The organism is Aliterella sp. E5.1, assembly GCF_057473825.1.
In genome coordinates this window covers 1-23,358 of record NZ_JBYCCV010000064.1, presented here as the reverse complement: position 1 = coordinate 23,358, position 23,358 = coordinate 1, and the positions used below count along the sequence as shown (strand labels likewise).

The window sequence follows — 23,358 nt, the reverse complement described above, 5'->3', positions numbered from 1 at the left end:
CTGTGCTTGCGCCAAAGAGCACACCACCAGACGCCTTTGCGTCCAGCTCAGCAAGCGCTCAGAGCTGAGTGTCTCTGCCACCTCAAACCCTTGCGCGATGAGCTGCATCTCGCCCCTGCTGTTCTCGCGCTAGACCTCGATCAGTTCCTTATCCTCAGCCGCTTGCAGATAGGCACTCAGCTGTTCGTCACTCACCTGCACCTTTGCCAAGGGGCAAAGATAGTAGTCGCCGCCCCCAGTCCTTGCGTTGCAAGGACCGCGCGGGTAGCAATAGCTGCCATCTTGCTGTCGCCCACATAGAGCAAGCCGCTCTGCCCTAAGCCTGCACGCACCTGCTCGACCAGGGGGAGGTATAAGGGGTCATCGGCTTTCTCACCAGAAACAGCCAACGTCGCCAAAGGCATCCTTGGCATAGCCAAGGAGTCGAGAGTAGCTGTGGCTATACTCCGCGCGGCTACAGATAAGACTTTCCGAAAGCTACATTGTGCTTAAAAGGAGCCAGTAGTCAGTAGCAAGAATCCAGAAGTCAGGAGAAAAGCAAAGCAGAACGCTCCTCCCCTGCTGGCTATTTATGCCCTTTATGCCCCAGAGAGTACAGAGGGTACTGACTCCTGGCTCCTGGCTACTGACTACTGGCTCCTCACCCTTCAAAAGCGTCATTCTTGACTACGCAGAGTATAATAAAACTCATATATTAAGAGCGCTTTCATTGTTCTCATAATCACCTGTGTTAACTTTTTCACCAGGGGAAAGGATAAGCAACACAGCTCACCGAATATGCCTTAAGCTTAAACTCTCGCGTTTAAGAGTCTGAGTCAGCAGTTGCAAATAAGTGGCGCTGTCACAGCCGGCTTCTTAAATGAATCTCGAGGTGCTTGGGTATAGAGCTACTGGCGCATTCAGGGGGAACAGCAACACTTATAGTAATAAAGACCGAAGTCCTAAAAAGGCAAGTTGTACATCACGAGTTTGACCATTTCTATAGGCGTCCATAGGAGGTGGGTTCACGTCTGTGACAGCAAAAGTTCAAGAGTCGATCTCTCAGAGAGGCTTAACTGAGGAAATAATTCCACTTTCATCCCACCAATCCCTGCACATTTAAGCTTGTAAGAGCGATGCCCATCACAAGGAATGCCGTCAGCGACGAGATTATGGGACATGGGAAATTGGTAAAACTCGTATACATGTCTTACAAGACAAATGTCTTTAGCTAATTTCTCGGGGGGGAAATGTTTACACAGTTAAAGTTAGCGGTTACAAAGACGCATCTACTAAACCACATTTGCATAATTGCACTCACCGGGCTGCTGCTAGCAAGCTGCAGCACCGTCGCACCAGAGCTTCCGTTGGCAGGCGAACTAGAGCCGGGGTTGGAGACAACCGCGGCTTTGTCTCTTCGCGGTGACCCCAACTTTTCTGAAGCTCAACTGCCCACCGATGTGCGCATGTGGTATAAGCGGCTCTGGAAAGCGACCGTGCGCAGTAATACATCGACAACCGCACTTGCACAGAGCGGCGATCTTTTTAAATATGGTAGAGACTTGAACGAATACCTTACCTCCTTGCTGTTGGCCTTTAGAGCTACGGGTGACCTGCGCCTGCTTGACGAGGTTGACCGCTACACCCAGATGATGCGCGGCAAGCTTGACGACAAGTGGAGTAATGGCGCCACAGACGGCTACTTAAACTGGCAATACTTAAAGGGAAATTCGAGTTCACAATATTATGGCAATGACACCCAGATATTAAACGAGCAAATGACGCACTCGCTCGTTGCTGCCTTTACTTACGCCTTTGCCGCCAACAGAGACTTACAGAGCCCAGGTGGAGTCGACTACAAAGAGCGCACAAACTTCTGGGCGAATTACCTCATCAACCACTTCGAGGCGAAGTGGCGCAAGCGAACTAACACTGTGTCAAGCTTTCCATTTATCAAGGCGCGAACAACTCACGCCTTTGCACAGTGGATGAGATACCACAACTACATGTACAAGCTCACCGGCAAGCAGGGCTACAAGACCGAACTAGAGCGCATGGGCCAAGTGGTGCTTAAGGAGTACAAGGAAGTCAACACATCTGCAGGAGTAGCTTTAGTCTTTGACCATGTGGTAGTTTCTGAAAATCCCGACCTTCATGGTTACGGCTTGCAGCCGACCATATATGCCAAGTACCAGTCACAAGTGGCAACAGATTTATACTTCGAGGGAGTAACGCCTTTTGGCTATAGCTTCATGCAGAAGTTCGCCCGCACCTTCTCACGCCTCATCCTAGACGGCGATCCCAAAAACACCGGCAGGCCTATGGCTATTGATGTGGGCGGCACCGTTGACCTTTACACTTCCAATCAGGTTAAGACAGATGATGGCAGTGTCATTGGGGCCAACCTAAAATGGCTCAAGAGCAAGGGGTTCAACAGGTGGTCAAACAGCCAGTACGGCTACTGGCCTATCGCAGGCATGGCTGCCTTTGACAGCAGCAACAAGATAAAGACTGCGACTGAAAAGATCTACAGCGTCATCGAGCGCAACCCCGAAGACCCGCGCTGGGTATCCATTCCCGCGGGCATAGTCATCGCACTCGCCAACAAGTAACTGGAGCGGCACCACCAGCCGCTAAGGTGAGGCTGAAACGCGCAGTGGACGAAAAGTTTCGTCCACTGCTGCTTTATTCCAATCTGGTTGTTATTTGCATCACTGGTCATTAAAAGCCGTTTAATGTTTCTCATGTATCTCTAAGTTAGATTCTTGTCAGGGGAGGTTAAAGACACAATAGAAAACAACTCAATCTACTATGACCCTAGGCGTAAGTTAAGGATTGTATAGGTCTTGGCAGCCATTAAGCAGGAGCTTTCAAGACAAAACTATGTGAACAACCCTTTCAGAGCTAAAGAAACTTGCCTCTTTATCTCGCTGCTTGGGGAACAGAGTTGGGGGAACAGAGCTGAATATGTAGCTGGCTGAGCGTCGCAGTACTTCATATCTATCGATGTTACGAGGATAGCATTTGAAGTAAATGGGGGTAGGTACTGCCAAAATCAGGTTGTCAGTCACGTTCGTTCTAATGGAGGAGGGGAATTAATGTTAGGGAAAATAAGGGTCGAAAAGTCATATCTTCTAAGCTATGGTTGGATCATTTTGCTTGCAGTTGTGCTGCTAGGGGGCTGCAGCACCATCACGCCAGAAGTTCCACCAGCAGAAGATGTAAATGTGGAGGATGTGAATTTAGAGTTAGAGACAGCCGCCTTGATGCCTTTTAAGGGCAACCCCAATTTTTCTGAAGCTCAATTATCAACTGAGATGCGCATGTGGTACAAGAGATTGTGGAGGGCTGTCAAGCGCAGCGACGCCACTATGACTGACCTCGTTAAGACAGGTGACGTCAGAAGATACGGCAGGGATGTAAACGAGCATCTTACTTCCTTGCTGCTGGCCTTTAGAGCCACGGGTGACCTCCGCTTGCTTGACGAGGTTGACCACTACACGCAGATGATGCGCGGCAAACTCGCTGATGCTTGGCGCAACGGCAGCAAAGACGGCTATCTCAACTGGTTGTACCTTCATAAAAAGGGGGACACCTATGGCACGGACACCGACGTGATGAACGAGATCATGGCCCACTCACTTGTCGCTGCTTATACCTATGCCTTTAAAGTCAACGAGAACCTTAAGAGCCCCAGCGGGGTGAACTACAAGGAGCGGGCTGCCTTCTGGCAAAACTATCTCGACAAGCACTTCGAGGCTAAGTGGAGAAAGCGAAATAGGATTGCCTCAGCGTTCCCATTTTTAAAAACCAACACCAGCCACGCCTACACACAGTGGATGAGATACCACTACTACATGTACAAGCTCACCGGCAAGCAAGGCTACCTCAGTGAGCTTGGCCGCATGGGCCAGACAATGAAAAAGGAGTACAAAGAGGTCAACACGCCTTCAGGAATAGCTTTGGTCTTTGACCATACAGTCGTTTCTGAAGGCCGGAAGTCCTTTGGCCTTCAGCCGACCATCTATGCCAAGTACCAGTCACAAGCGGCAACAGATTTGTACTTCGAGGGAGTAGCTCCCTTTGACAACAGCTTCATGCAGAAGTTCGCCCGCACCTTCTCGCGCCTTGTCTTAGACGGCGACCCTAAAAAGACCGGCAAGCCTATGGCTATTGATGTGGGTGGCACCGTTGACCTTTACACCTCCAATCAGGTTAAAACGAGAGACGGCACCGTCATCAAAGCCGACCTAAAATGGCTCAAGAGCAAAGGGTTCAACAGGTGGTCAAACAGCCAGTACGGCTACTGGCCTATTACAGGCATGGCCGCCTTTGACAGCAGCAACAAGATAAAGACTGCGACTGAAAAGATCTACAGCGTCATCGAGCGCAACCCCGAAGACCCGCGCTGGGTATCCATTCCCGCGGGCATAGTCATCGCACTCGCCAACAAGTAACTGGAGCGGCACCACAAGCCGTCGACATAAAGTAGCAGTGGGCGATGCTCATCGCCCACTGCTTGTTTCGTGATTAATCCACGCGTTCAGATGTTTGGTGCGAAAGCACTTATACACGAGATATCTTTACCCTAACCCCTGCCCCGCTTAAATTTTGTGCCCCCCGAGAGAAGAGGGTTTTTTACCTTTGAGGTAGCCCTGAGGTCATTATCCTCATTACATCTATGCTACGGTTCTTAATGGTCTTCTAGACGTAGTGACGCATGCCAAAGGCTTACTTGAGGAGAGGTACAGATATTGAAATCAGATATTGAAAAAAAGCTACATCCACCGCACTATATTTTAAGGCGTGTTTGGATTGCTGTTTTTTTGGCTTGGCTCATTGTAGGTTGCACCCCTACAACGACTGCTGTAGTGGATGATCCAGTTCCGGAGTCTGAAACAACCGAGGGTTTCTCTCTTCAGGGCAACCCTAACTTCTCAGAAAGTCAGCTTTCAAATGACGTTCGTCTTTGGTACAGGCGTATGTGGGCTGCTATCGAACAATCATCAGCGGATATCGCCAGACGGGCCGAAAGTGGAGATGCAAGGTACTATAGCAAAGACCTCAATATGTACAATACCGCGCTCATAACGGCTCTTAGAGCCACAGGTGATTTACGCTTGCTTGACGAGGTAGACCGTACTTTGCAGATTGCTCGCAGTAAATTGGCTGATGCTTGGCTGGACGGCAGCAAAGATGGTTACTTAAACTGGTTATATCTTTACACACCAGGTCAAAGCCATTCAGGTTACGGCAAAGATACTCGCGGTGCGTTGGATGAGACAATGATTCATGCTCATATCGCCGCTATGGCTTACGCCTTTCATGTCAACCGCGACCTAGAGAGCCCTAGTGGAGTTCCTTACGGTGAACGTGCTGATTTTTGGTTGGAGTATCTCAAAAACCACTTTGAGCGGAAATGGCGAGAGAGAAATGAGGTACCGTCAGGCTACCCATTTCTTCGAGCCCATACCAACCACGCCTATACACAATGGCTCAGATACTACCACTACATGTACAAGCTCACAGGTGACCGCGGTTATCGAGATGAACTTGTGCGCATGGGTAAGGTCATAGCAACGGATTACCTTGATAAGAGCACACCAATAGGAACTGCCTTTGTATTCGACCATGTGATTACTACGGATCCCCTTAATACTTCAACTTTTAGCAACAAAGAAAACGCTAAAGGTCTACAACCGACCACTTATATTGGATACAGTGTTTCTGCAGCACTAGACCTTCATTTGGAGAGAGTAGCCCCTTTCAACGTAACTTTTATGAGAAAATTTGCCAGAACACTTGTACACTATGTTTTAGATGGCGATTCTAAGACAGTGGCAATAGATATTGGCGGTGGCATAAATGTTAGAGCCAACAATGGCAAGATGTTACAGAGCAGGGCAGTCCAAGACCGGGGTTTTAAAAGACCCTCATACAGTATCTATGTCGATTGGCCTTTAGCGGCATTGGCTGCCTACGATATAACGAATAGTAACAAAATTAGAACCAAATCGCTGCAGATTTATCAAAATGAAGAACATGGTAGACTGACCAATCCCAAAGGGGTTCACATTCCTGCAGCGATGGTATTTGTATTATCGGTGAAGTAGGAGGCACTAAGAAGTAACAGCAAGACAAGTACTGGCTCTGCTTCCAAAAACCTCACAAGCCAGCCTCCACTTGTTTAAGGGTTAACCTCTAGTAATTTTAGAAACGCAACATCACGTTCTAAAGAAGCATCTTCAAACATTAAGAACGGATTAATACTTCTCATACTTCTCTAAGTTAAATTTTTGCTATAGGAGGTTATCAAGACAATAAGACAGCTCAAATCTATTACAGCCCCTGATAGAATCAGCCACTGAAGCAATCTTCTTGCTGGTAACACTATACTCTTTGCCAAGTGTTCGGGGAATTGAGCTGGTCGACTAGTTGACCGAGAATTGCAGTACTTCATACAAACTCTATCGGTTTGATGAGGACGAGATGTGAAGTTAGTGGGGTAGGTACTGCCAAAATTATGTTCTTGGTCGCATTCGTTCCAATGAGGAGAGGGATAATGTTTAATAAGATAGATATCGAAAAACCGCATCTTCCACTATATGTGTGGATTATCGTGCTCGCAAGTGTGCTTTTTGTTGGCTGCAGCAACGTCACTCCTGAAATTCCACCAGCGGAGGATGTGGAGTCTGAAACAGACGCCAATTGGGATGTGGAATTTGGGTTAGCAGCCAATGGCAGCTCTTTGCGCGGTAACCCGAAGTTTTTCGAAAGCCAACTTCCCCAAGAAGCGCGTATGTGGTACAAGCGTATGTGGGCTGCCATCAAACGCTCTTCTTCCAATACTAGGGGGCTGGCGGCAAGCGGTGATCTGCACAAGTACGGTAAACGCTTGAACATGCATAACACTGCACTCTTAACCGCCTTTAGAGTCACAGGCGACCTGCGCCTCCTTGACGAGATCGACCGTTCAATGCAGCTCATGCGCGGCAAACTCAAAGATGCCTGGCTCGACGGCACAAGAGATGGTTATCTAAACTGGCTTTACCTCCATTCTAATAACAAAAAGCACAAGGGCTACGGCAAGGATACACGCGGCGCGTTAGATGATGTTCTGACACATGCTCATGTTGCAGCCATGGCTTACGCCTTTCACGTAAACCGGGATTTAAAGAGTCCCAGCGGGGTGAACTACGCTGAGCGCGCCCGGTTTTGGACCAACTACCTCAAGAACCACTTTGAGGCTAAGTGGCGTAAGAGAAATGCAAGGAGTATTACCTATCAAAAGGCAAGCTTTCCCTTTCTCAAACCAAATACCAACCATGCCTACACGCAGTGGCTTAGATACCACTACTACATGTATAAGCTCACCGGCGATAAAGGATACCAAAATGAACTAGTGCGTATGGGTAAGGTCATAGAAAAAGATTACCTCGACAAAATTACCCCTGTAGGTAAGGCACTTTTGTTTGAACACCAGATAGTTTCAGACCCTCGCCAACCTAGAGGCCTGAGTTCAGGATTAGGTTTACAAGCTACCACTTATGTTCAGTACAGCGCTTCGGCCGCGATGGAGTTGCATTTGGAGGGTGTGGACCCCTTCAATAAGAGCTTTATGCAAAAGTTTGCCGCAACGCTTTCGCACTACATCTTAGATAGCCACTCGTCTACAATTGCTGTCGATGTCGGCGGTGGTAAGGATGTTAAAGCAGATAATGGCAGGATGCTAAAATCCAGAGCAGTCAAAGATCGTGGCTTTAGAAGACCATCAAGAAACACCTATTCGACCTATCCCCTGGCGGTGCTAACTGCCTATGATACCAAAAACAACAAGATTAGAAATGAAACGTTAAAGATTTACCAACGTGTGGAGCCTTCATCACCCGACAACCCTCAAAGGGTCCACATCCCTGCAGCAATGGTGTTTACACTCTTACATAAATAAAGAGCCGCCTCTCTGACCGCACACCTTAGGTATAGACCAAACTAGTGCTCTGTCAGGTTGAAGGTGATGAATATCATTGCGAACGCAGTGAAGCAAGCTCGCTTGACTCCGTTCAGGATTGTTACGTCGCGTCGTTTCTCGCAAATACATCAGAATCACGTTGACGGAACGCTAGCTAGTACACCGCCTCGTAAGACCCACCACTTGTCACCCTGAGCGCAAGCGAAGGGTCTGCTTATCCCGCTGCATGACATCCTTGGTATAAGCCAAGGGCTCAGCATGACAAGTGGTGGATGACTTCTAGGGAGCTGTACTAGAGAAGGGTATAGAGACAGTGCTCGAGTAACTCGAGCACTGTCGATTTGTATGAGGAGCAAATGTGTGATTGTGCGAATAGGCAACAGCCAGCGTTTATGATAATCTTTACGCTGGTGTTTACCAGCTAGCCACTGGCACCTTACTCTAAAGCTCGCACATCGGACGCCGTATGTAGGCTAGCAGGCAATACAAGAAGATTAGGGAGAAACCATGAACGTCACCATCATAGGTACAGGTTACGTAGGTCTTACTACGGGTGTAGCCCTTGCCCACTTAGGCCATACGGTCACTTGCGTTGACAAAAATCAGAACATCGTCGACAGCTTGCGTGCCGGTAAAGCCACCATTCACGAACCGGGCTTAGAGGAACTGCTCGTTGCTAATGATGACAAGCTCAGCTTTCAGACCTCTCTTCCACCGCTAAAGGACGAAGGTATTGTTATCATCGCGGTGGGTACGCCCTCGAAGAGTAACGGCGATGCGGATTTAAGCTATGTTGATGCGGCTGTTAAGGAGGTTGCCGCGCAAATTGCTCCTGGTGCCCGCCTTGTCGTAGTCAACAAATCAACTGTTCCTATCGGCTCAGCGCGTCACGTCGAAGGCATCATCAACCGCTGTCTTGTTGAGAAGGGTCTCGAGGCTGAGATTTATGTTGCTTCCAATCCTGAATTTTTAGCCGAAGGTCGGGCTATGCATGATACGTTCTACCCAGATCGGATTGTTATCGGGGCTGATAGCCCAACTGCCGTCGGCTTGCTGCGCGAACTTTATGCGCCGATTTTAGAGCAAACCTTCGATCCTCCTCTTGAAACGCCCAGACCTGAGCGCTATCCCCTGCCCTCGCTCATTACCACTACACCCACCAGTGCTGAGCTGACCAAATACGCCGCCAATTCTTTTCTGGCGACCAAGATTAGCTTTATTAATGAATTTGCGGGTTTGGCCGAGCGGGTCGGGGCTGATATTACCGAGGTCGCACGCGCCATTGGTTTAGATGAGCGCATCGGCCCCAAGTTTTTACATGCCGGTATCGGCTGGGGCGGCAGCTGTTTTGGTAAGGATACCCGCGCCATTATGAGTACCGCCAAAGGTTACGACTACAGCATGCCGATTGTCGAGGCGGCCATTTATGTCAATAAGCGCCAGCGCCTCTACATTACCGAGAAGCTACAGCAGCATCTTAAAGTGTTGCGCGGCACCACCATCGGGCTTTTGGGTCTGGCCTTTAAGGGCAACACCGACGACTTACGAGACGCCCCCGCGCTCACCCTGATCGAACACCTTCACGAACGCGGTGCGAGCATCCGGGTTCATGATCCCATCTCCATTAGCAGCGCCCAGCGGCTTTATCCTGATCTGCCGGTAGAGTATTGCGACACGCCCCAGTGCCTAGCCATGGGTTGTGATGCGCTTGTCGTGGTGACCGACTGGCAAGATTACAAGCACTTGCCGCTGGCCGATATGAAGGCGCGGATGCGGGGTGACTTGCTTCTTGATGCTCGTAACCTCTTAAACCAGAGCGAGGTGCGTGAGCACGGTTTTGTTTATTTGGGCATCGGGCGCTGAATGAAGTTGCTTACCCCTACGATAGGGTTGAGTTATCATAAGGATCAGGACGCCAAGGAAATGACGGCGTTACAAAATTATGAAACGTGTATGAGCGGGCCCACGAACTAGGAGACGATAAAAGCGCATGAGAGACACCACTCGTAAGATTTTTGCTCTTCTTTCAAAGCAGGAGCGCCGTCAGGTGTTTTGGCTTTTTCTGGCTGTTCTGGGGATGGCGTTTATGCAGGTCGTGGGCATCGCGTCAATCATTCCATTTCTGGCGCTGGTGGCTGACCCGGACAGATTTTTGAGGAACGATACAGTCAACTTGCTGTATACTACGATGAACTTTTCCAACACCAACGACTTTTTGATCTTTGTAGGCTTTGTCGTCCTTGGCATTCTTACGCTCAGCAATGTCGTTACCGCACTGACAACCTGGAGGTTGGATCACTTTTCCTGGATGCAAGAGCACAGAGTTTCTAAACGTCTGCTTACCAACTACCTCTACAGGCCTTATGTATTTTTTCTCAACCAAAATACCTCGATTTTGGGCAAGAACATCTTGTCAGAAGTTAATCATGTCATCAAGGGCATCTTGATGCCGGGCATGCAGCTTGTTGCTAAAGCCATTGTGACACTTTTTATCTTGATTTTGTTGGTGGCTGTGAATCCGGTTCTTGCCGTAACGGTGGCCACGATAAGTGGGGGCGCCTACGGGGGAATCTATGTATTCTTGCGGCGCAAGCTCATAAGAACAGGTAAGGAACGCGTAAAGACCAACAGAGCCCGCTTTAAAGCGGCAAGTGAAGCGCTCAGCGGCGTTAAGGATGTCAAGATTCTAGGTAAGGAACAATCGTTTATCAAGCATTACTCAACACCCTCGAGGCAATATGCGCATTATATGGCAACTGAACATGCAATCAGCAGTCTTCCCAAATACGCGGTAGAGAGTATCGCCTTTGGTGGCATCTTGCTGATCGTCCTCTATTTTCTCGCAGTCAGGCAAGACATGAGTCAGGTACTCCCACTCATCGGTCTTTATGCAGTCGCAGGATATCGCCTGATGCCTGCAATGCAGCAGATGTATAGTTCGATGACAAAGATCAGGTTTCATATGGCCGCGCTGGAGGTGCTGGATCAAGATCTTCAATATCAAACGGAAAAACGGCCACAAGAAGTCGTAGACCGGCAAAAGCTGCCGGCTTTGCCGTTTCGAGATAGGCTGGAACTGCGCGATGTCACCTTTAAGTATCGCGGGGCCAAAGAAGCAGTATTTCACGGGCTCAACCTCACCGTCGAGGCTCATACCTCAGTGGCATTTGTCGGCGCTACAGGTTCGGGAAAGACCACTACGGTAGACATCGTCCTGGGCTTATTGAGGCCGGAACAAGGTCATCTAACGGTTGATGGCGTAAAGATCAACGACGACAATCTCGGTAGCTGGCAAAAAAACTTAGGATACGTCCCCCAACATATCTACCTCACCGATAACAGCGTTGCGCGGAATATTGCCTTTGGCGTGCCAGAAGAGCATATTGATATGGTAGCCGTTGAACGCGCTGCAAGCATTGCCCACATACATGACTTTGTCATGACCGAACTACCCGCGGGTTATAACACAGTGGTAGGCGAACGAGGTGTACGGCTTAGCGGCGGGCAACGCCAACGAATTGGCATTGCTAGAGCCCTCTATCATGATCCTGACGTGCTCATCTTAGATGAAGCGACGAGCGCGCTTGACGGTGTCACCGAGGAAGGCGTCTTTCAGGCCGTCGAAAATATCGCAAAGACCAAAACAGTGATCATGATTGCCCACCGCATCACCACCATCCGCAACTGTGACGTGATTTACCTACTCGACAGAGGCCATATTATCGCCCGAGGTAGTTATCAAGAACTACTTAGCTCCAGCCCGCAGTTTCGTGCCATGGCGCAACTGGGTTCTACAAATGTGGAACTCAACAGAGTGTCTGGGAATGAAGTTCGTGTCTAGTTCTAAGATGTGTAAGGTAAACTGGAAGAGCTTAGTTATAGTAGCTGCACGTTTTGCCAAAGCGGAGGCCAACCAAGGTGGCTGCTGATCCACTGTTACCTGAGAGTACCCCCTTTGTTTCTGTGATCATTCCAGTCTTCAACGACTCTGCACGCCTCAAGTTGTGCTTAAAAGCCCTTGAAGGTCAAGACTATCCGGCTGGTTATGAAGTAGTGGTGGTAGACAACGGCTCCACTGAAAACATAGCAGAGGTGTGCAAGCTGTTTAGGCACGCAATCTACGCGCATGAGTCTAAACCTGGTTCGTATGCGGCCCGTAATAAAGGCATTGCAGTTGCGAAAGCAGAAGTTTTCGCCTTCACAGACGGTGACTGTATTCCGCGTCAAGATTGGCTTAAAAAAGGGGTGGGAAGGTTAATGTCACTGTCGGACTGTGGTTTAGTAGGAGGGAAGGTCGAGCTTTTTGCTAAAAATCCCGATAAGCCTACGGCAATAGAGCTGCACGAAAGCGTCTTCGCTTTTAGACAGCAAAAAACAATCGAGGAACAGAATTACAGTGTCACCGCCAATCTCTTCACCTGTAGAAGCATTTTTGATGCGGTAGGATTGTTCAATGAGAGATTGAAATCAGGGGGGGACAGAGAGTGGTGCAACCGGGCGGTTGCGGCGGGTCACATGTTAATATACGCGGATGATGTGGTGACAAACCATCCTGCGAGATCCTCCTTCTCTGCGATGAGGAATAAGCAGTTGCGGCTGGCAGGTGGTACAATGAGTAGAATGATTAAAAAGGATCCCTCACTTCTATATTTCCTTCGTACGATTTTGAGGATGCTTTACTATCTCCCAAAAGTTCTTTTTAATTTTACCCGCAGGAAAGACCTTAACCTAAGTACATGGCAAAAGTTGAAAGTGGCTTACGTGATGTCTAGTCGACGGTTGCTTCACATCTTTGGATTGGTGCGACTGAAGCTGGGCGGTGAAGAGCGCAGATGATTATGCCAATTTGTGCACAAATTTACCAAAACCTTCATGGTCCATCATCACAAATGCTTAGTCGAGAAGAAGTTCTAGAACCTAAAAGAGAGACATTACCAGCTTTATGCAGCAAATTTCCTGTTTAGTTCATCAAGGACCTCCACAAATGTGCATTTTGCCTGATTCAGCTACTAGCAAAGCGAGCGCAAAGAAATGACTGAACATTCCTTAACTAGCAGCCATCCCTTTGTTTCCGTCATCATTCCGGTCTATAATGATGCCGCACGCCTTGTACTATGTCTACAAGCCCTTGAAGAGCAGACCTATCCGTCTCACCATTACGAAGTAGTTGTTATTGACAACGGCTCGACTGAAAACATAGCGGAGGTCTGCAAGAAGTTTGGGCAGGTAAGCTACGCCCATGAGTCTAAGCCTGGTTCTTACGTGTCCCGTAACAAGGGTATGGCGGTCGCTGCCACCGAGGCTACAGTCTTTGCTTTTACCGACGCCGACTGCATTCCACAACAAGATTGGTTAGAAAGGGGTGTCACGAGGCTGACAGCAGCGGCCAACTGTGGTTTGGTAGGAGGAAGGGTCGAACTTTTCCCTAAAAATGCTGCTAAACCTACAGCAGTGGAACTGCACGAAATGGCATTTTCATTTGATCAGAAAAAGAAAATTGAAAAGCAAAGGTACAGCGTCACGGCCAACCTTTTTACCTATAGAAGCATTTTTGACGAGGTAGGGTTGTTCAATGAGGAGGTGAAATCAGGAGGAGATAGGGAGTGGTCCAATAGGGTCTTTGCGGCAGGATACGAGCTAGTATATGCGAGTGATGTCGTGATTGCACATCCTGCAAGGTCCTCGCTCAACGATATGATCAAAAGGGAGCTGCGGCTAACGGGAGGCGGCTATAGTAGGATGATGAGAACAGACGCCTCGTCTGCGAATTTTCTTCGCACAGTTGTCAAGAATGTTGGCTGGCCGTCGAAAAAGATCTTCAGGCTTGCTATAAGAAAAGACCTCGAGCTTAACAACTGGCAAAAAGCCAAAGTGGCATCTGTGCTGGTAACTCAAATGCCATTGCGACTTTTCGAGCTGGTGAGGCTGCGGCTCGGTGGCGAGACGCGAAGATGAAGATAGCGTATAGTGTGTTAAACGGGGCGTGAAGGTTTTTATTAGATTAAGGATGAGGGAAACATGGACAAGCAACTGGTTAGCATCGTGATACCAACCTATAAGAGGCCTTCCTATCTGGAGCGGGCAATAGGCTGCGTGATGGTTCAGAGCCATATCGCTTGGGAACTGCTGGTGGTAGATGATAATGACGAAGACAGCAGTTTTAGGAAAGAAACTGCAACGTTTATGAAGGCTTATATCGACAATCCACAAATCCACTATCTGAAGCACAAAAAAAACCAGGGGGGGGCTGCTGCCAGGAACACCGGCATAAGAAATGCTAGGGGCAGGTATGTAGCTTTTCTAGACGATGATGACGAGTGGTTACCCACCAAACTAGAAGAACAAGTGGCATGTTTTGACCGTGCAAGTGAAAAGGTAGCTGTTGTTTATACAGGCGTCAAGGCCGTTAGAATCACAGGAAAGGGAAAGAAGGATGGGCAAGTTACCTTGCCAACGCACAAGGGCAATATTTTTCCCGCTCTCTTAAAAAGTAATTGCGTTGGGACTACCTCCACAATTATGTGCAAAACTCAAGCGTTATTTGAAGTGGGACTTTTTACCGAATCTCTTCCTGCTTCACAAGACTGGGATCTTTACATCAAGTTGGCGGAGAAGTATGAGTTCGATTATGTGAGTAAACCGCTAGTAATATTTAACAAGCATACGGGCGAAAGAATAACAAAGAACTTTTCAGGTAAAGTTAAGGCGCACGATATACTCTATGAAAAATATAAGCCGCTGTTTCAACAGAATCGCAAACTTCATAGCCTTTTCTTGGAGCGGCAGGGTAAGTTATTGATGAGAACAAACGACAAACGTCGCGCCAAGGAAAAATTCGCCCATGCGCTTCGCGTGAACCCGTACAATACCAAGTTGCTGACGAAACTGCTGCTGGTTGGTTTAGGGGTAAACCATTACCATACAATTAAGGATGCCGGAGGTTCCTTGCAACTCCTGCTCAGACGCGCCAGTTCAAAACTGAGGCGCAACACCTAAAGTCCCCCCCTCAAACGTTTAATAGAGGCATTTGGTGACCATCGTGGGCTGGACGTTACACTGTTTATGTAGTCGCTATTGTGCTGAGTTAGTTGGTTTTGACTGGGGTTCATGATAGTCTTGATCCCGGCATTCGTCACAACTGCTGGATGATCTGCCTCTTCACATCCCAACCGGTGCATCAAGATCACACGGAGAAGAAGCTATATGGTACATGCGCTACCCAATCATTGTCTTAAGTTTGCCTATGAAGTTACTAAAAGTTTTAAGGAGAAAAGATGAACGTCACCATCATCGACACAGGCTATGTAGGGCTCACTACCGGGGTAGCTCTCACGCATTTGGGCTACAGTGTCACCTGCGTCGATAAGAACCAAAACATCGTGAACAGCTTGCGTGCGGACCAGGCTACCATTCACGACATTCATGAGCCCGGTCGAGAAGAACTGCTGCTCGACGCCCGCAAGCTTTTGAACCAAAATGAGGTGCGTGAGCACGGGTTTGTTTGTGTCGGTATCGGTCACTAAATGAGATTACTCAGGTCTGCTTTCAAACGAACGATCAAGGAAAAGGTTATAGTAGCCCCTAAGCTACTGGTCAGCAGGTTATGCCCTCTTCCCAGCTTCCTCATTATCGGCGCCATGAAAAGTGGCACAACCTCTCTTTACGACTATATGGTTCAACATCCGAGGATTGTGCGAGCAACGTTTAAGGAAATACGCTTTTTTGAAACAGGACCCAGCAAAGGTATCAACTGGTATAGATCGCACTTTCCCATTCTTTTGAGCAAGCGACAACAAAAACATCTGCAGATAACAGGGGAGGCGAGTCCGTCTTACATCTTTCATCCGCATGCAGCTCGGAGAGTCTATGAGAGTATTCCCGGGGTTAAGATTATTGCCGTCTTGAGAAATCCTGTAGATAGAGCCTTTTCCCATTACCATCATAATGTCAAAATAGGCTCTGAGAGTCGTACGTTTGAGGAAGCTATAGAGGCCGAAGAGAGAGAAGAGAAAACGCTAAATGCTGAAATGGAAAAGATGCTTAAGAATGCGAACTATCGCAGTTCATATTATTTCAAGCACACCTACTTTTTAGCTCGAGGAAGGTATGTAGAGCAGCTAAGGGTCTGGTCGGACTATTTCCCCAAAGAGCAAATGCTTATCTTGAAAAGCGAGAATTTTTACGAAAACCCTGCTTTAACTCTACAGCAGGTATACAAGTTTTTAGATCTCCCGCTCTTGGAACTAGAGCGCTACAAAGTTCGCAACCCCGGCAAGTACTCCGAAGGAATGAACGCTGCTACAAAAGAATATCTAACGAATTACTTCAAACCTCACAACAAAAAATTGCATGAATTCTTAGGCACTGATTTAGGTTGGGATAGATAAAGTGAGTGCATTTACAAAGAATGAGCGGAACACCTTATAACTTTGTGATACCAGACTTGGCAATCCATAGGGTTCGTGATAGTCTTGACATTGGCATTCACCACAACTGCTGGATGATTTGCCTCTTCGCATCCTGGCCGGTGCGTCAAGACCACACGGAGAAGAAAATATATGGCATACGCACCATCCTTTCATCGCCCCAAGCTTCGCTATAGAACTGTTCGCGGTCTAAGGGAAAAGAAGCCGACTAGAACAGCAGTCTCGTTCCGGAGACCTGCGACGTGAAGCTACTCACACCTGCTGTCACACGAACGATTAAGCAAAGCGTAGTTGTTCCTAAACTGCTCATCAGCAAGTTATGTCCTCTACCCAATTTTCTTATCATCGGAGCCCAAAAGAGCGGCACGACCTCCCTCTACGATTACATGACCCAACATCCAAGAATTGCACGGGCGATGTTCAAGGAAGTACATTTCTTTGACTTTAAGTATGACAAAGGTATTAACTGGTACAGGTCACATTTTCCTGTCCTTTTAGATAAACGGCGAAGGGACTACCCTCAAATAACAGGGGAAGCAAGTCCAGCCTATATCTTCCACCCCCAGGTGCCAGAGAGAGTTTATAAAGCCGTTCCCGGGGTCAAACTCATTGTTATCTTAAGAAATCCTGTAGACAGAGCTTATTCTCAATATAACCACAAGCTTAGAAATGGTTCCGAAAGCCGCTCTTTTGAGGAAGCTTTAGAGCGCGAAGAGAGAGAAGAGGAAGTCCTAAGTGGCGAGCGAAAGAAGATGCTCAACGATCAAAACTATCGCGGATTACATTATTTTGAACACGCTTACCTAGCTCGAGGAAGATATGTAGAGCAGCTAAAAGCTTGGTCAAACTACTTCCCCAAGGAGCAGATGCTCATTTTGAAAAGTGAGGACTTCTATGAAGATCCTTCCTCAACTTTACAGCAGGTATATAAATTTTTGGATCTTCCAGCCTTTGAGCTAGAACACTACAAAAATCGTTACCCCGGCCACTATACTAAGATGAGTGCAGAGACTATGGAGTACTTGATGAGCTACTTTAAGCCTCATAACACCCGACTCAACGAATTCCTAGGGGTTGATTTTGGTTGGAGTAGGTAAAACAGCCAGAAAATATGGCTTTAAATTGGTGCAGACGCGGCTGAGCGGCAAAGGGCTCAGATGGTTCAGGCGGCTAAGAGGAACGATTTGTACTTTTTGCGGAGGCTTTGATTATAAAAACTTCATCACCACTTTCTACTCGTTTGCGTAAGAAACTCCCTCTCATCTCGTTGATGTTGTTACAAAAGAGAAAAGAGGTCTATCAACGGACTAAACTTCAGCGTAATCCTAAGAAAACCATCCTCTTTATCATTGGTTGTCAGCGGTCCGGTACGACCTTAATGACCCGGGTTTTCGAAAGGGATTTCAACACAAAAGTGTACGGGGAATTTAGCAAATTATCCTCCCATGATACGTCGGAAAAACTCCGCCTCAATTCGCTTGAGTCGGTAAAAAGGGTTATCGAGCGCAATAGAGCCCCATTGGTTATCTTAAAGCCATTGGTAGAAACCCAAAACTCACCCAAACTTTTGAGCTATTTCAAGGATTCCAAAGCCTTGTGGTTATACCGCCATTATAAAGATGTGGCCTCATCGAACTTAAAGAATTTTGGAATCAGAAACGGCATTGATGATTTAAGGCCTATGGTCGAGAACCAGCCGCAGAACTGGCGGTCTGAGAGAATTTCAGAGAGCGTCAGAGAGGTTGTGCTCGAGCGCTTTTCTGAAGATATGGACCCCCATGATGCAGCCGCTCTATTTTGGTATGTTCGCAATAGCCTCTTTTTTGAACTGAATCTTCATAAGCATCCTGATGTTATGATGTGCAGATACGAAGATTTAGTTGCCGATCCTCTTAAAATTCTAAAAAGGATTTACAGTTTCGTGGACCATGATTTCCCTGGAGAAAAAATTATTAGTGAGGCGCATAATGAATCACTGGGAAAGGGTAAAAGCATCACCCTGTCTCCCGAAATCGACCATTTATGTGGCGAACTACTGGAGAAACTTGACGAAGTTTATCAGACGAAAAATTATCGTGTCGAGTAAGCCGAGTTTACAATCAGTTGAACTTTGTTACTGTTCACGAAAAAATTTGAACCATCGAATCGTAAGCGTCTTAAAATTATGACTAGGTATAGTACGACTCAATCTCAACCCCATCTTGCTCTCTTCCTCCCTGACCTCACGGGTGGTGGAGCTGAACGTGTTATGGTGAATTTGGCTCGAGGTTTTAGTGAGCGGGGGTTAAGGGTAGATTTGGTTCTGATCAATGCGGTTGGTCCATACCTCTCTCAGGTGCCTCCCGGAGTGCGTGTGATCGATTTGGGAACCAAGCGAGCGCTACTTAGCCCTCCCGCCCTTGTGCGTTATATACGCAAAGAACGGCCGGCAGCCTTGATTTCAGCCTTGAACCATGCGAATATAGCTGCGTTATGGGCAAAACGCCTTTCTAGCTCGTCAACGCGAACAGTGGTTACCATTCATAACACACTCTCTCTGGCAAAGCAAAACGCTTCTGGAGCTAGAGCAAAACTAATGCCCAACTTCATGCGCCACTGTTTTCCTTGGGCTGACGAGATCGTGGCTGTGTCAGAGGGAGTAGCCGATGACTTTGCAGCTGTTACAGGGCTTGAACGAAGTAGGATCAAAACGATATACAATCCGGTCATATCAACGACGCTTACCGAAAAGGCAAAGGAACCTGTTGACCATCCTTGGTTCGCTCCGGGCCAGCCTCCTGTAATTTTAGCAATTGGACGGCTCACTAAGCAAAAAGATTTTCCCACCCTCATTCGAGCATTTGACTCCTTACGGAAGGAGCGGCCTGTTCATCTCATAATTTTAGGTGAAGGCGAGGAGCGTAGGGCCCTCGAGGGGTTAGTACAGCAACTTGGGCTCGATGCCAGTGTATCCTTGCCGGGGTTCGTAGATAATCCTTACGCCTACTTAAGCCGAGCCGGGGTTTTTGTTCTCTCATCCGAGTGGGAAGGGCTGCCTACCGTGTTGATTGAAGCATTGGCGGTAGGGGTGCCCGTGGTGTCCACTGACTGCAAGAGTGGTCCTAGAGAGATATTAGATGGCGGCAAGTACGGCCGGCTGGTACCGGTAGGTGATAGTGCGGCACTGTCAGAGGCAATAGAAGAAACGTTACATCAACCGTCGGCGATAAGCTATCAAGAAGCCAGCCAAAGATTTACCTGGCAAGCTTCAATAGACGCTTATGTGCGTGTAACGGGAGTTGCAGCCTATGCCCATACATAAATTAGCATTCGGGATGCTCATACTCTTTATTTTTGTCATGCCTTGGGAGCGAAATGTGCCTGTTCGCGGAGTAGGTGCGATCAGCACGCTCATTGGCATTGCGGCTTTACTTTTAGGTGTAGCTTGCCTCGTCGAGCGGCAAAAGCTTAAGCTAAGAGCACCATCGTTATTTCTTGGGATAATGATTCTCTTTGTGTTGTGGTCGAGCCTTAGTTACTTCTGGAGTATCACTCCTAACCTTAGCATCACACGTTCTATTACCTATCTGCAACTCTTTACCATGGTGTGGCTTATCTGGCAGCTGTGCCGGAGCCATCAGCAGCAGTTGACGCTCATTCAGGCCTACATCTTCGGCGCCCACTTTACTATCGTTATGGTACTTATCAACTTTTTATCTGGGAACCCATTTGGTAGCGGATATCAAAGTAGCACTCGCTATACCTTTAGTGCAGGGGCTGGAGGAGATCCTAACTATATTGCTACGGCACTAGCCTTGGGCATACCTATGGCCTGGCATCTTATCTCTTCGCGTAAAGGCGGGCTGATTCACTGGTTCAACCTGCTCTACATACCGTTAGCGATTTTTACCATTGGTCTTAACGGCTCTAGGGGCGGCTTTATTACTGCCGTGGTAGCGTTGAGCATTATCCCGCTAACGTACTGGTACCTTAGTATCTGGCGCAAAGTGTTGCTGATTGCCGCCTTAGGCATCACCCTATATGCTGCTTTTAGCCTGCTTCCACAAGCTAGTGTGGACCGTTTGTCAGGAATATCGGAGGATATTGCCGAGCAAAATCTTGCCAATCGTCAGGACATTTGGCGGGCTAATTTGGAATTGTTAAGGCAAAACCAGATGGCGAGCATCTTTGGAGTCGGCAGTGGGGGAAATGGAGTTGCTGTCGAGCCTTACCTTGGCTATGGGATAGTTGCACATAACACCTATCTTGTAGTATTGGTTGATAACGGCTTCATTGGTCTTTCTCTCTTCATGCTTTTAGTTTTTATTGCGCTGATTCCAAACTTATATCTAAAAGCGCCAGCTAAAACCTTCTACATTGTGTTATGGTTAAGTTTGCTTGTTGCAATCATTCCTCTTGGTTGGTTAAACGTGAAAGCGCTATGGTTTGTTTTGGCTCTACTTACAACCCAAAAGGCCTATATTCTTGCAGTACCTGGTTTATCTTTCCAAAAAGGGTCGTGGGAAAGTCCTCATCCTGCAACACTCAAAACTCGTGATAAGGCTTATTCTTGAGCTTAATGTCAGGGTGTAAAAGGGTAAGGTATGGTTACAGCTCGAGGATGGATTAGAGGTAAGAGTGAAACAACCAACTGATGACATGCCCCTTCCGAACTTTATTGTTATCGGCGCACAGAAGGCTGGTACCACCTCAATCTATAAGGTGCTTTCAAAACACCCTGAGGTTCAGATGGCTTCTCAAGAAGAAGTGTCTTTTTTTGATAATGAAGCAAGGTTTCAAAAAGGCTTGTCCTTTTATAGTTCTCATTTCAGTGACGTTGAGCCAGGAAGAATTCAAGGTGAAGTTAGCCCTCTTTATCTATGCTATGAGAAAAGCCCGAAACGTATTGCCGATGTTCTTCCAGAAGTAAAATTGATTGCTTCATTAAGGAATCCCGTTGACAGGGCATTCTCCGCCTGGAGAATGCAGGTGACAAAAGGTTCGGAAACGAGGCCGTTTTTAAAGGCTGTTCGCGAAGAAGCGATGTACATCGAGTATGGTCGGTACTATCAACAGTTGATGCGGTACTTTGACTTTTTCCCCAGTGAGCAGATTCGTATTCTGCCTTTTGATGTTCTAAAGTCCGATCCTCAAACTTTTTATACTGAGCTTTTCAAGTTTATCGGCATCAAGGTTGATGGGGTAGACGCAAGTATCTTTGATGTTATACCAAATGTCGGCGGTGAACCTAAATGGACAGTGGTGACCTTCATGCTAAACACCGGCTACCGAACTCGTGAGGCCATCAGAAGAACTCGTTTTAAATGGTTAGTCGATGACAGCTGGATAGATAGATATAGCCGTCGCAGTCGCAACAAAGTAGCCGCTTGGAACCGCAAGCCAACAACTCAGCGGCTTAAGCCTGACCAGGAAACTTCGGAATTTATCATTGAAATGCTCTCAGATGATATTAACAAGCTTGCCAACCTTATTGGGCGAGATCTGAGTCACTGGCTGGTTCCCAAAACCAACGCCTAATGTACAGACACAATAAGCCGACAGGTTAAGAGCCCTCTTCAACTACAGACATATAGACATAAGGTCCCGACTTGAACATATTCTATATAACCATGATTTTCCCCTATCCTTCAGAAACGTTCGCGAGCAATGACGTGCGCGCGCTGTGGCGCTCCGGCGTCCAGGTCTCGGTTCATTCACTTAGAGCTGCTCATAAGGCGTCCTCTCGTTTGCTCAATGAACGAAACCTCACCGATGTCCCTGTGACCTACAACACTACCACCTCTCTTACCAGTGGCTTCAAAATCGGCCTGACGCGACCACGGCTATTTTCCGATTTGCTCGCCTGGATAGTTCGTCATAATTGGAAAAAGCCAGAGCACCTTCTAAAGAGTCTTGCGCTTACACCTCGAGCCTTGCAACTATTCTCTCACATTGAAGGGGAGCGGCCAGATGTGGTGCATGTGTACTGGGGGCACCATCCGTCACTTGTCGGTTATTTGGTTCAAAGCTATCTTCCCCAAACCGTCGTTTCTATTTCTCTTGCCGCTTATGACCTGGAGATGGAATACGGAGGCAGTGCGCCGGTGGCACAAAGGGCTGATATGGTGAGGACACTTGCCAAGGTGAACATAGAACATATAAGCAAGGCTTTTGGTGTACCTGATGATCGCATTACTGTCTTGTACGATGGGGTGGACCTCAGCCGGTTTCAAAATACGAGCTTGATCGAGAACAAGATAAAAAAACGTGTCGTGACTGCTGGAAGATTAATTCCTTCTAAGGGCACAGATGATGCTTTGGAAGTGTTTGCTAGAGTTTTGAAAAGGTGGCCGGATGCATCCTTGGTCGTTCTTGGTGACGGCCCAGAGTTAGAGCGGTTACAGGCTATTATCAAGTCGTTAGCCATTGGGCATGCAGTAACCTTTAAAGGACATGTTAGTCACGAAGTGGTTTTTAAGGAGATGTCACAGGCTGAGATCTTTTTGTTCATGTCCAAAAAGTCTTCAGAGCGCTTACCCAATGTAGTTAAAGAAGCAATGGGATGTCGTTGCTTATGTATAACTACTGATACCCCAGGAATGGAAGAGTTGCTAGTTGATGGCGAACATGGTTATGTGGTAGTTCAGGGTGACATAGAGGGCGCTACCGAGCATATCAACAGAGCATTCGCAGATGGTTCCATAATGCAGACGATGACTGAGGCAGCGTACAAGCAGCTCGAAAGCAAGTTTGATCTGGAACGTATCATGGCTCAATATCTTGAGCATTGGGAGCACCTGGTGCTCCAAAAGAAATCTAGGAAGCGCGTTGACGCTCAAGCACTAACAAAAGCAAAGCAGTTGTAGTTATGTTAGAACGTACGTGTTTAGCGTTCACCCTCCAGTCAATCGGCGCGCTTACAGAATGGAGCAGTCAGTTGTGAGAGAGTAAGCGTCAAGGTGAGAGAGGGTCAGGTCACTTCGAATAACGATCGGTTCGATGCTC

General features: G+C 47.6%; 19 protein-coding genes. 17 read left to right on the top strand and 2 right to left on the bottom strand.

Translation table 11 applies throughout. The annotated features are described in order from the left end of the window. Positions 1 to 191: 191 nt before the first annotated feature. Positions 192 to 413 carry a hypothetical protein gene (locus tag AC2VE5_RS17570; RefSeq protein WP_486889010.1) on the bottom strand — a complete coding sequence of 74 codons (222 nt, stop codon included), beginning with the start codon at positions 411 to 413 and terminating at the stop codon, positions 192 to 194. A gap of 591 nt (positions 414 to 1,004) precedes the next feature. After that, positions 1,005 to 1,160: a hypothetical protein gene (locus AC2VE5_RS17565; RefSeq protein ID WP_486889009.1), complete on the bottom strand. Its 156-nt coding sequence runs from the start codon at positions 1,158 to 1,160 to the stop codon at positions 1,005 to 1,007. Positions 1,161 to 1,229: 69 nt separating this feature from the next. Between AC2VE5_RS17565 and AC2VE5_RS17560 the strand changes: the two genes are divergently transcribed. The 17 genes from AC2VE5_RS17560 (at position 1,230) to AC2VE5_RS17480 (ending at position 23,219) form a co-directional block, all read left to right on the top strand. Further along, positions 1,230 to 2,591: a hypothetical protein gene (locus tag AC2VE5_RS17560; protein ID WP_486889008.1), complete on the top strand. Its 1,362-nt coding sequence runs from the start codon at positions 1,230 to 1,232 to the stop codon at positions 2,589 to 2,591. 486 nt (positions 2,592 to 3,077) lie between these two features. Continuing rightward, a complete protein-coding gene (locus tag AC2VE5_RS17555; protein WP_486889007.1) occupies positions 3,078 to 4,436 on the top strand; it encodes a hypothetical protein in 1,359 nt (452 codons plus the stop codon). Between the two features lie 297 nt (positions 4,437 to 4,733). Beyond that, positions 4,734 to 6,092: a hypothetical protein gene (locus AC2VE5_RS17550; RefSeq protein ID WP_486889006.1), complete on the top strand. Its 1,359-nt coding sequence runs from the start codon at positions 4,734 to 4,736 to the stop codon at positions 6,090 to 6,092. A 449-nt stretch (positions 6,093 to 6,541) separates the two neighbouring features. Continuing rightward, positions 6,542 to 7,927, top strand: a complete 1,386-nt coding sequence (locus AC2VE5_RS17545) for a hypothetical protein (protein WP_486889005.1) — start codon at positions 6,542 to 6,544, stop codon at positions 7,925 to 7,927. 528 nt (positions 7,928 to 8,455) lie between these two features. Then, the gene (locus AC2VE5_RS17540; RefSeq protein WP_486889004.1) at positions 8,456 to 9,811 is read left to right on the top strand and encodes a UDP-glucose dehydrogenase family protein; all 1,356 of its coding nucleotides are present in this window, start codon (positions 8,456 to 8,458) and stop codon (positions 9,809 to 9,811) included. A gap of 127 nt (positions 9,812 to 9,938) precedes the next feature. After that, complete coding sequence (locus AC2VE5_RS17535; RefSeq protein ID WP_486889003.1) at positions 9,939 to 11,789, top strand: ABC transporter ATP-binding protein; 1,851 nt, start codon at positions 9,939 to 9,941, stop codon at positions 11,787 to 11,789. Positions 11,790 to 11,866: 77 nt separating this feature from the next. Further along, complete coding sequence (locus AC2VE5_RS17530; protein ID WP_486889002.1) at positions 11,867 to 12,784, top strand: glycosyltransferase family 2 protein; 918 nt, start codon at positions 11,867 to 11,869, stop codon at positions 12,782 to 12,784. 195 nt (positions 12,785 to 12,979) lie between these two features. After that, positions 12,980 to 13,903, top strand: a complete 924-nt coding sequence (locus AC2VE5_RS17525; RefSeq protein WP_486889001.1) for a glycosyltransferase family 2 protein — start codon at positions 12,980 to 12,982, stop codon at positions 13,901 to 13,903. A gap of 63 nt (positions 13,904 to 13,966) precedes the next feature. Continuing rightward, entirely contained in the window at positions 13,967 to 14,944 is a 978-nt protein-coding gene (locus tag AC2VE5_RS17520; protein WP_486889000.1) for a glycosyltransferase family 2 protein, read from the top strand. A 278-nt stretch (positions 14,945 to 15,222) separates the two neighbouring features. Continuing rightward, positions 15,223 to 15,471 carry a hypothetical protein gene (locus AC2VE5_RS17515; protein WP_486888999.1) on the top strand — a complete coding sequence of 83 codons (249 nt, stop codon included), beginning with the start codon at positions 15,223 to 15,225 and terminating at the stop codon, positions 15,469 to 15,471. Then, positions 15,472 to 16,335: a sulfotransferase family protein gene (locus tag AC2VE5_RS17510; RefSeq protein ID WP_486888998.1), complete on the top strand. Its 864-nt coding sequence runs from the start codon at positions 15,472 to 15,474 to the stop codon at positions 16,333 to 16,335. Between the two features lie 281 nt (positions 16,336 to 16,616). Next, the gene (locus tag AC2VE5_RS17505) at positions 16,617 to 17,471 is read left to right on the top strand and encodes a sulfotransferase family protein (protein ID WP_486888997.1); all 855 of its coding nucleotides are present in this window, start codon (positions 16,617 to 16,619) and stop codon (positions 17,469 to 17,471) included. 107 nt (positions 17,472 to 17,578) lie between these two features. Continuing rightward, positions 17,579 to 18,460: a sulfotransferase domain-containing protein gene (locus AC2VE5_RS17500; RefSeq protein WP_486888996.1), complete on the top strand. Its 882-nt coding sequence runs from the start codon at positions 17,579 to 17,581 to the stop codon at positions 18,458 to 18,460. Between the two features lie 78 nt (positions 18,461 to 18,538). Further along, entirely contained in the window at positions 18,539 to 19,675 is a 1,137-nt protein-coding gene (locus AC2VE5_RS17495; RefSeq protein ID WP_486889011.1) for a glycosyltransferase, read from the top strand. After that, entirely contained in the window at positions 19,662 to 20,927 is a 1,266-nt protein-coding gene (locus AC2VE5_RS17490; RefSeq protein WP_486888995.1) for an O-antigen ligase family protein, read from the top strand. The genes AC2VE5_RS17495 and AC2VE5_RS17490 overlap by 14 nt, the downstream gene beginning before the upstream one ends. A 64-nt stretch (positions 20,928 to 20,991) precedes the next feature. Next, positions 20,992 to 21,891: a sulfotransferase family protein gene (locus AC2VE5_RS17485; RefSeq protein WP_486888994.1), complete on the top strand. Its 900-nt coding sequence runs from the start codon at positions 20,992 to 20,994 to the stop codon at positions 21,889 to 21,891. A 92-nt stretch (positions 21,892 to 21,983) separates the two neighbouring features. Further along, on the top strand, positions 21,984 to 23,219 hold the full coding sequence (locus AC2VE5_RS17480) for a glycosyltransferase family 4 protein (RefSeq protein ID WP_486888993.1): 1,236 nt from the start codon (positions 21,984 to 21,986) through the stop codon (positions 23,217 to 23,219). Positions 23,220 to 23,358 lie beyond the last annotated feature (139 nt).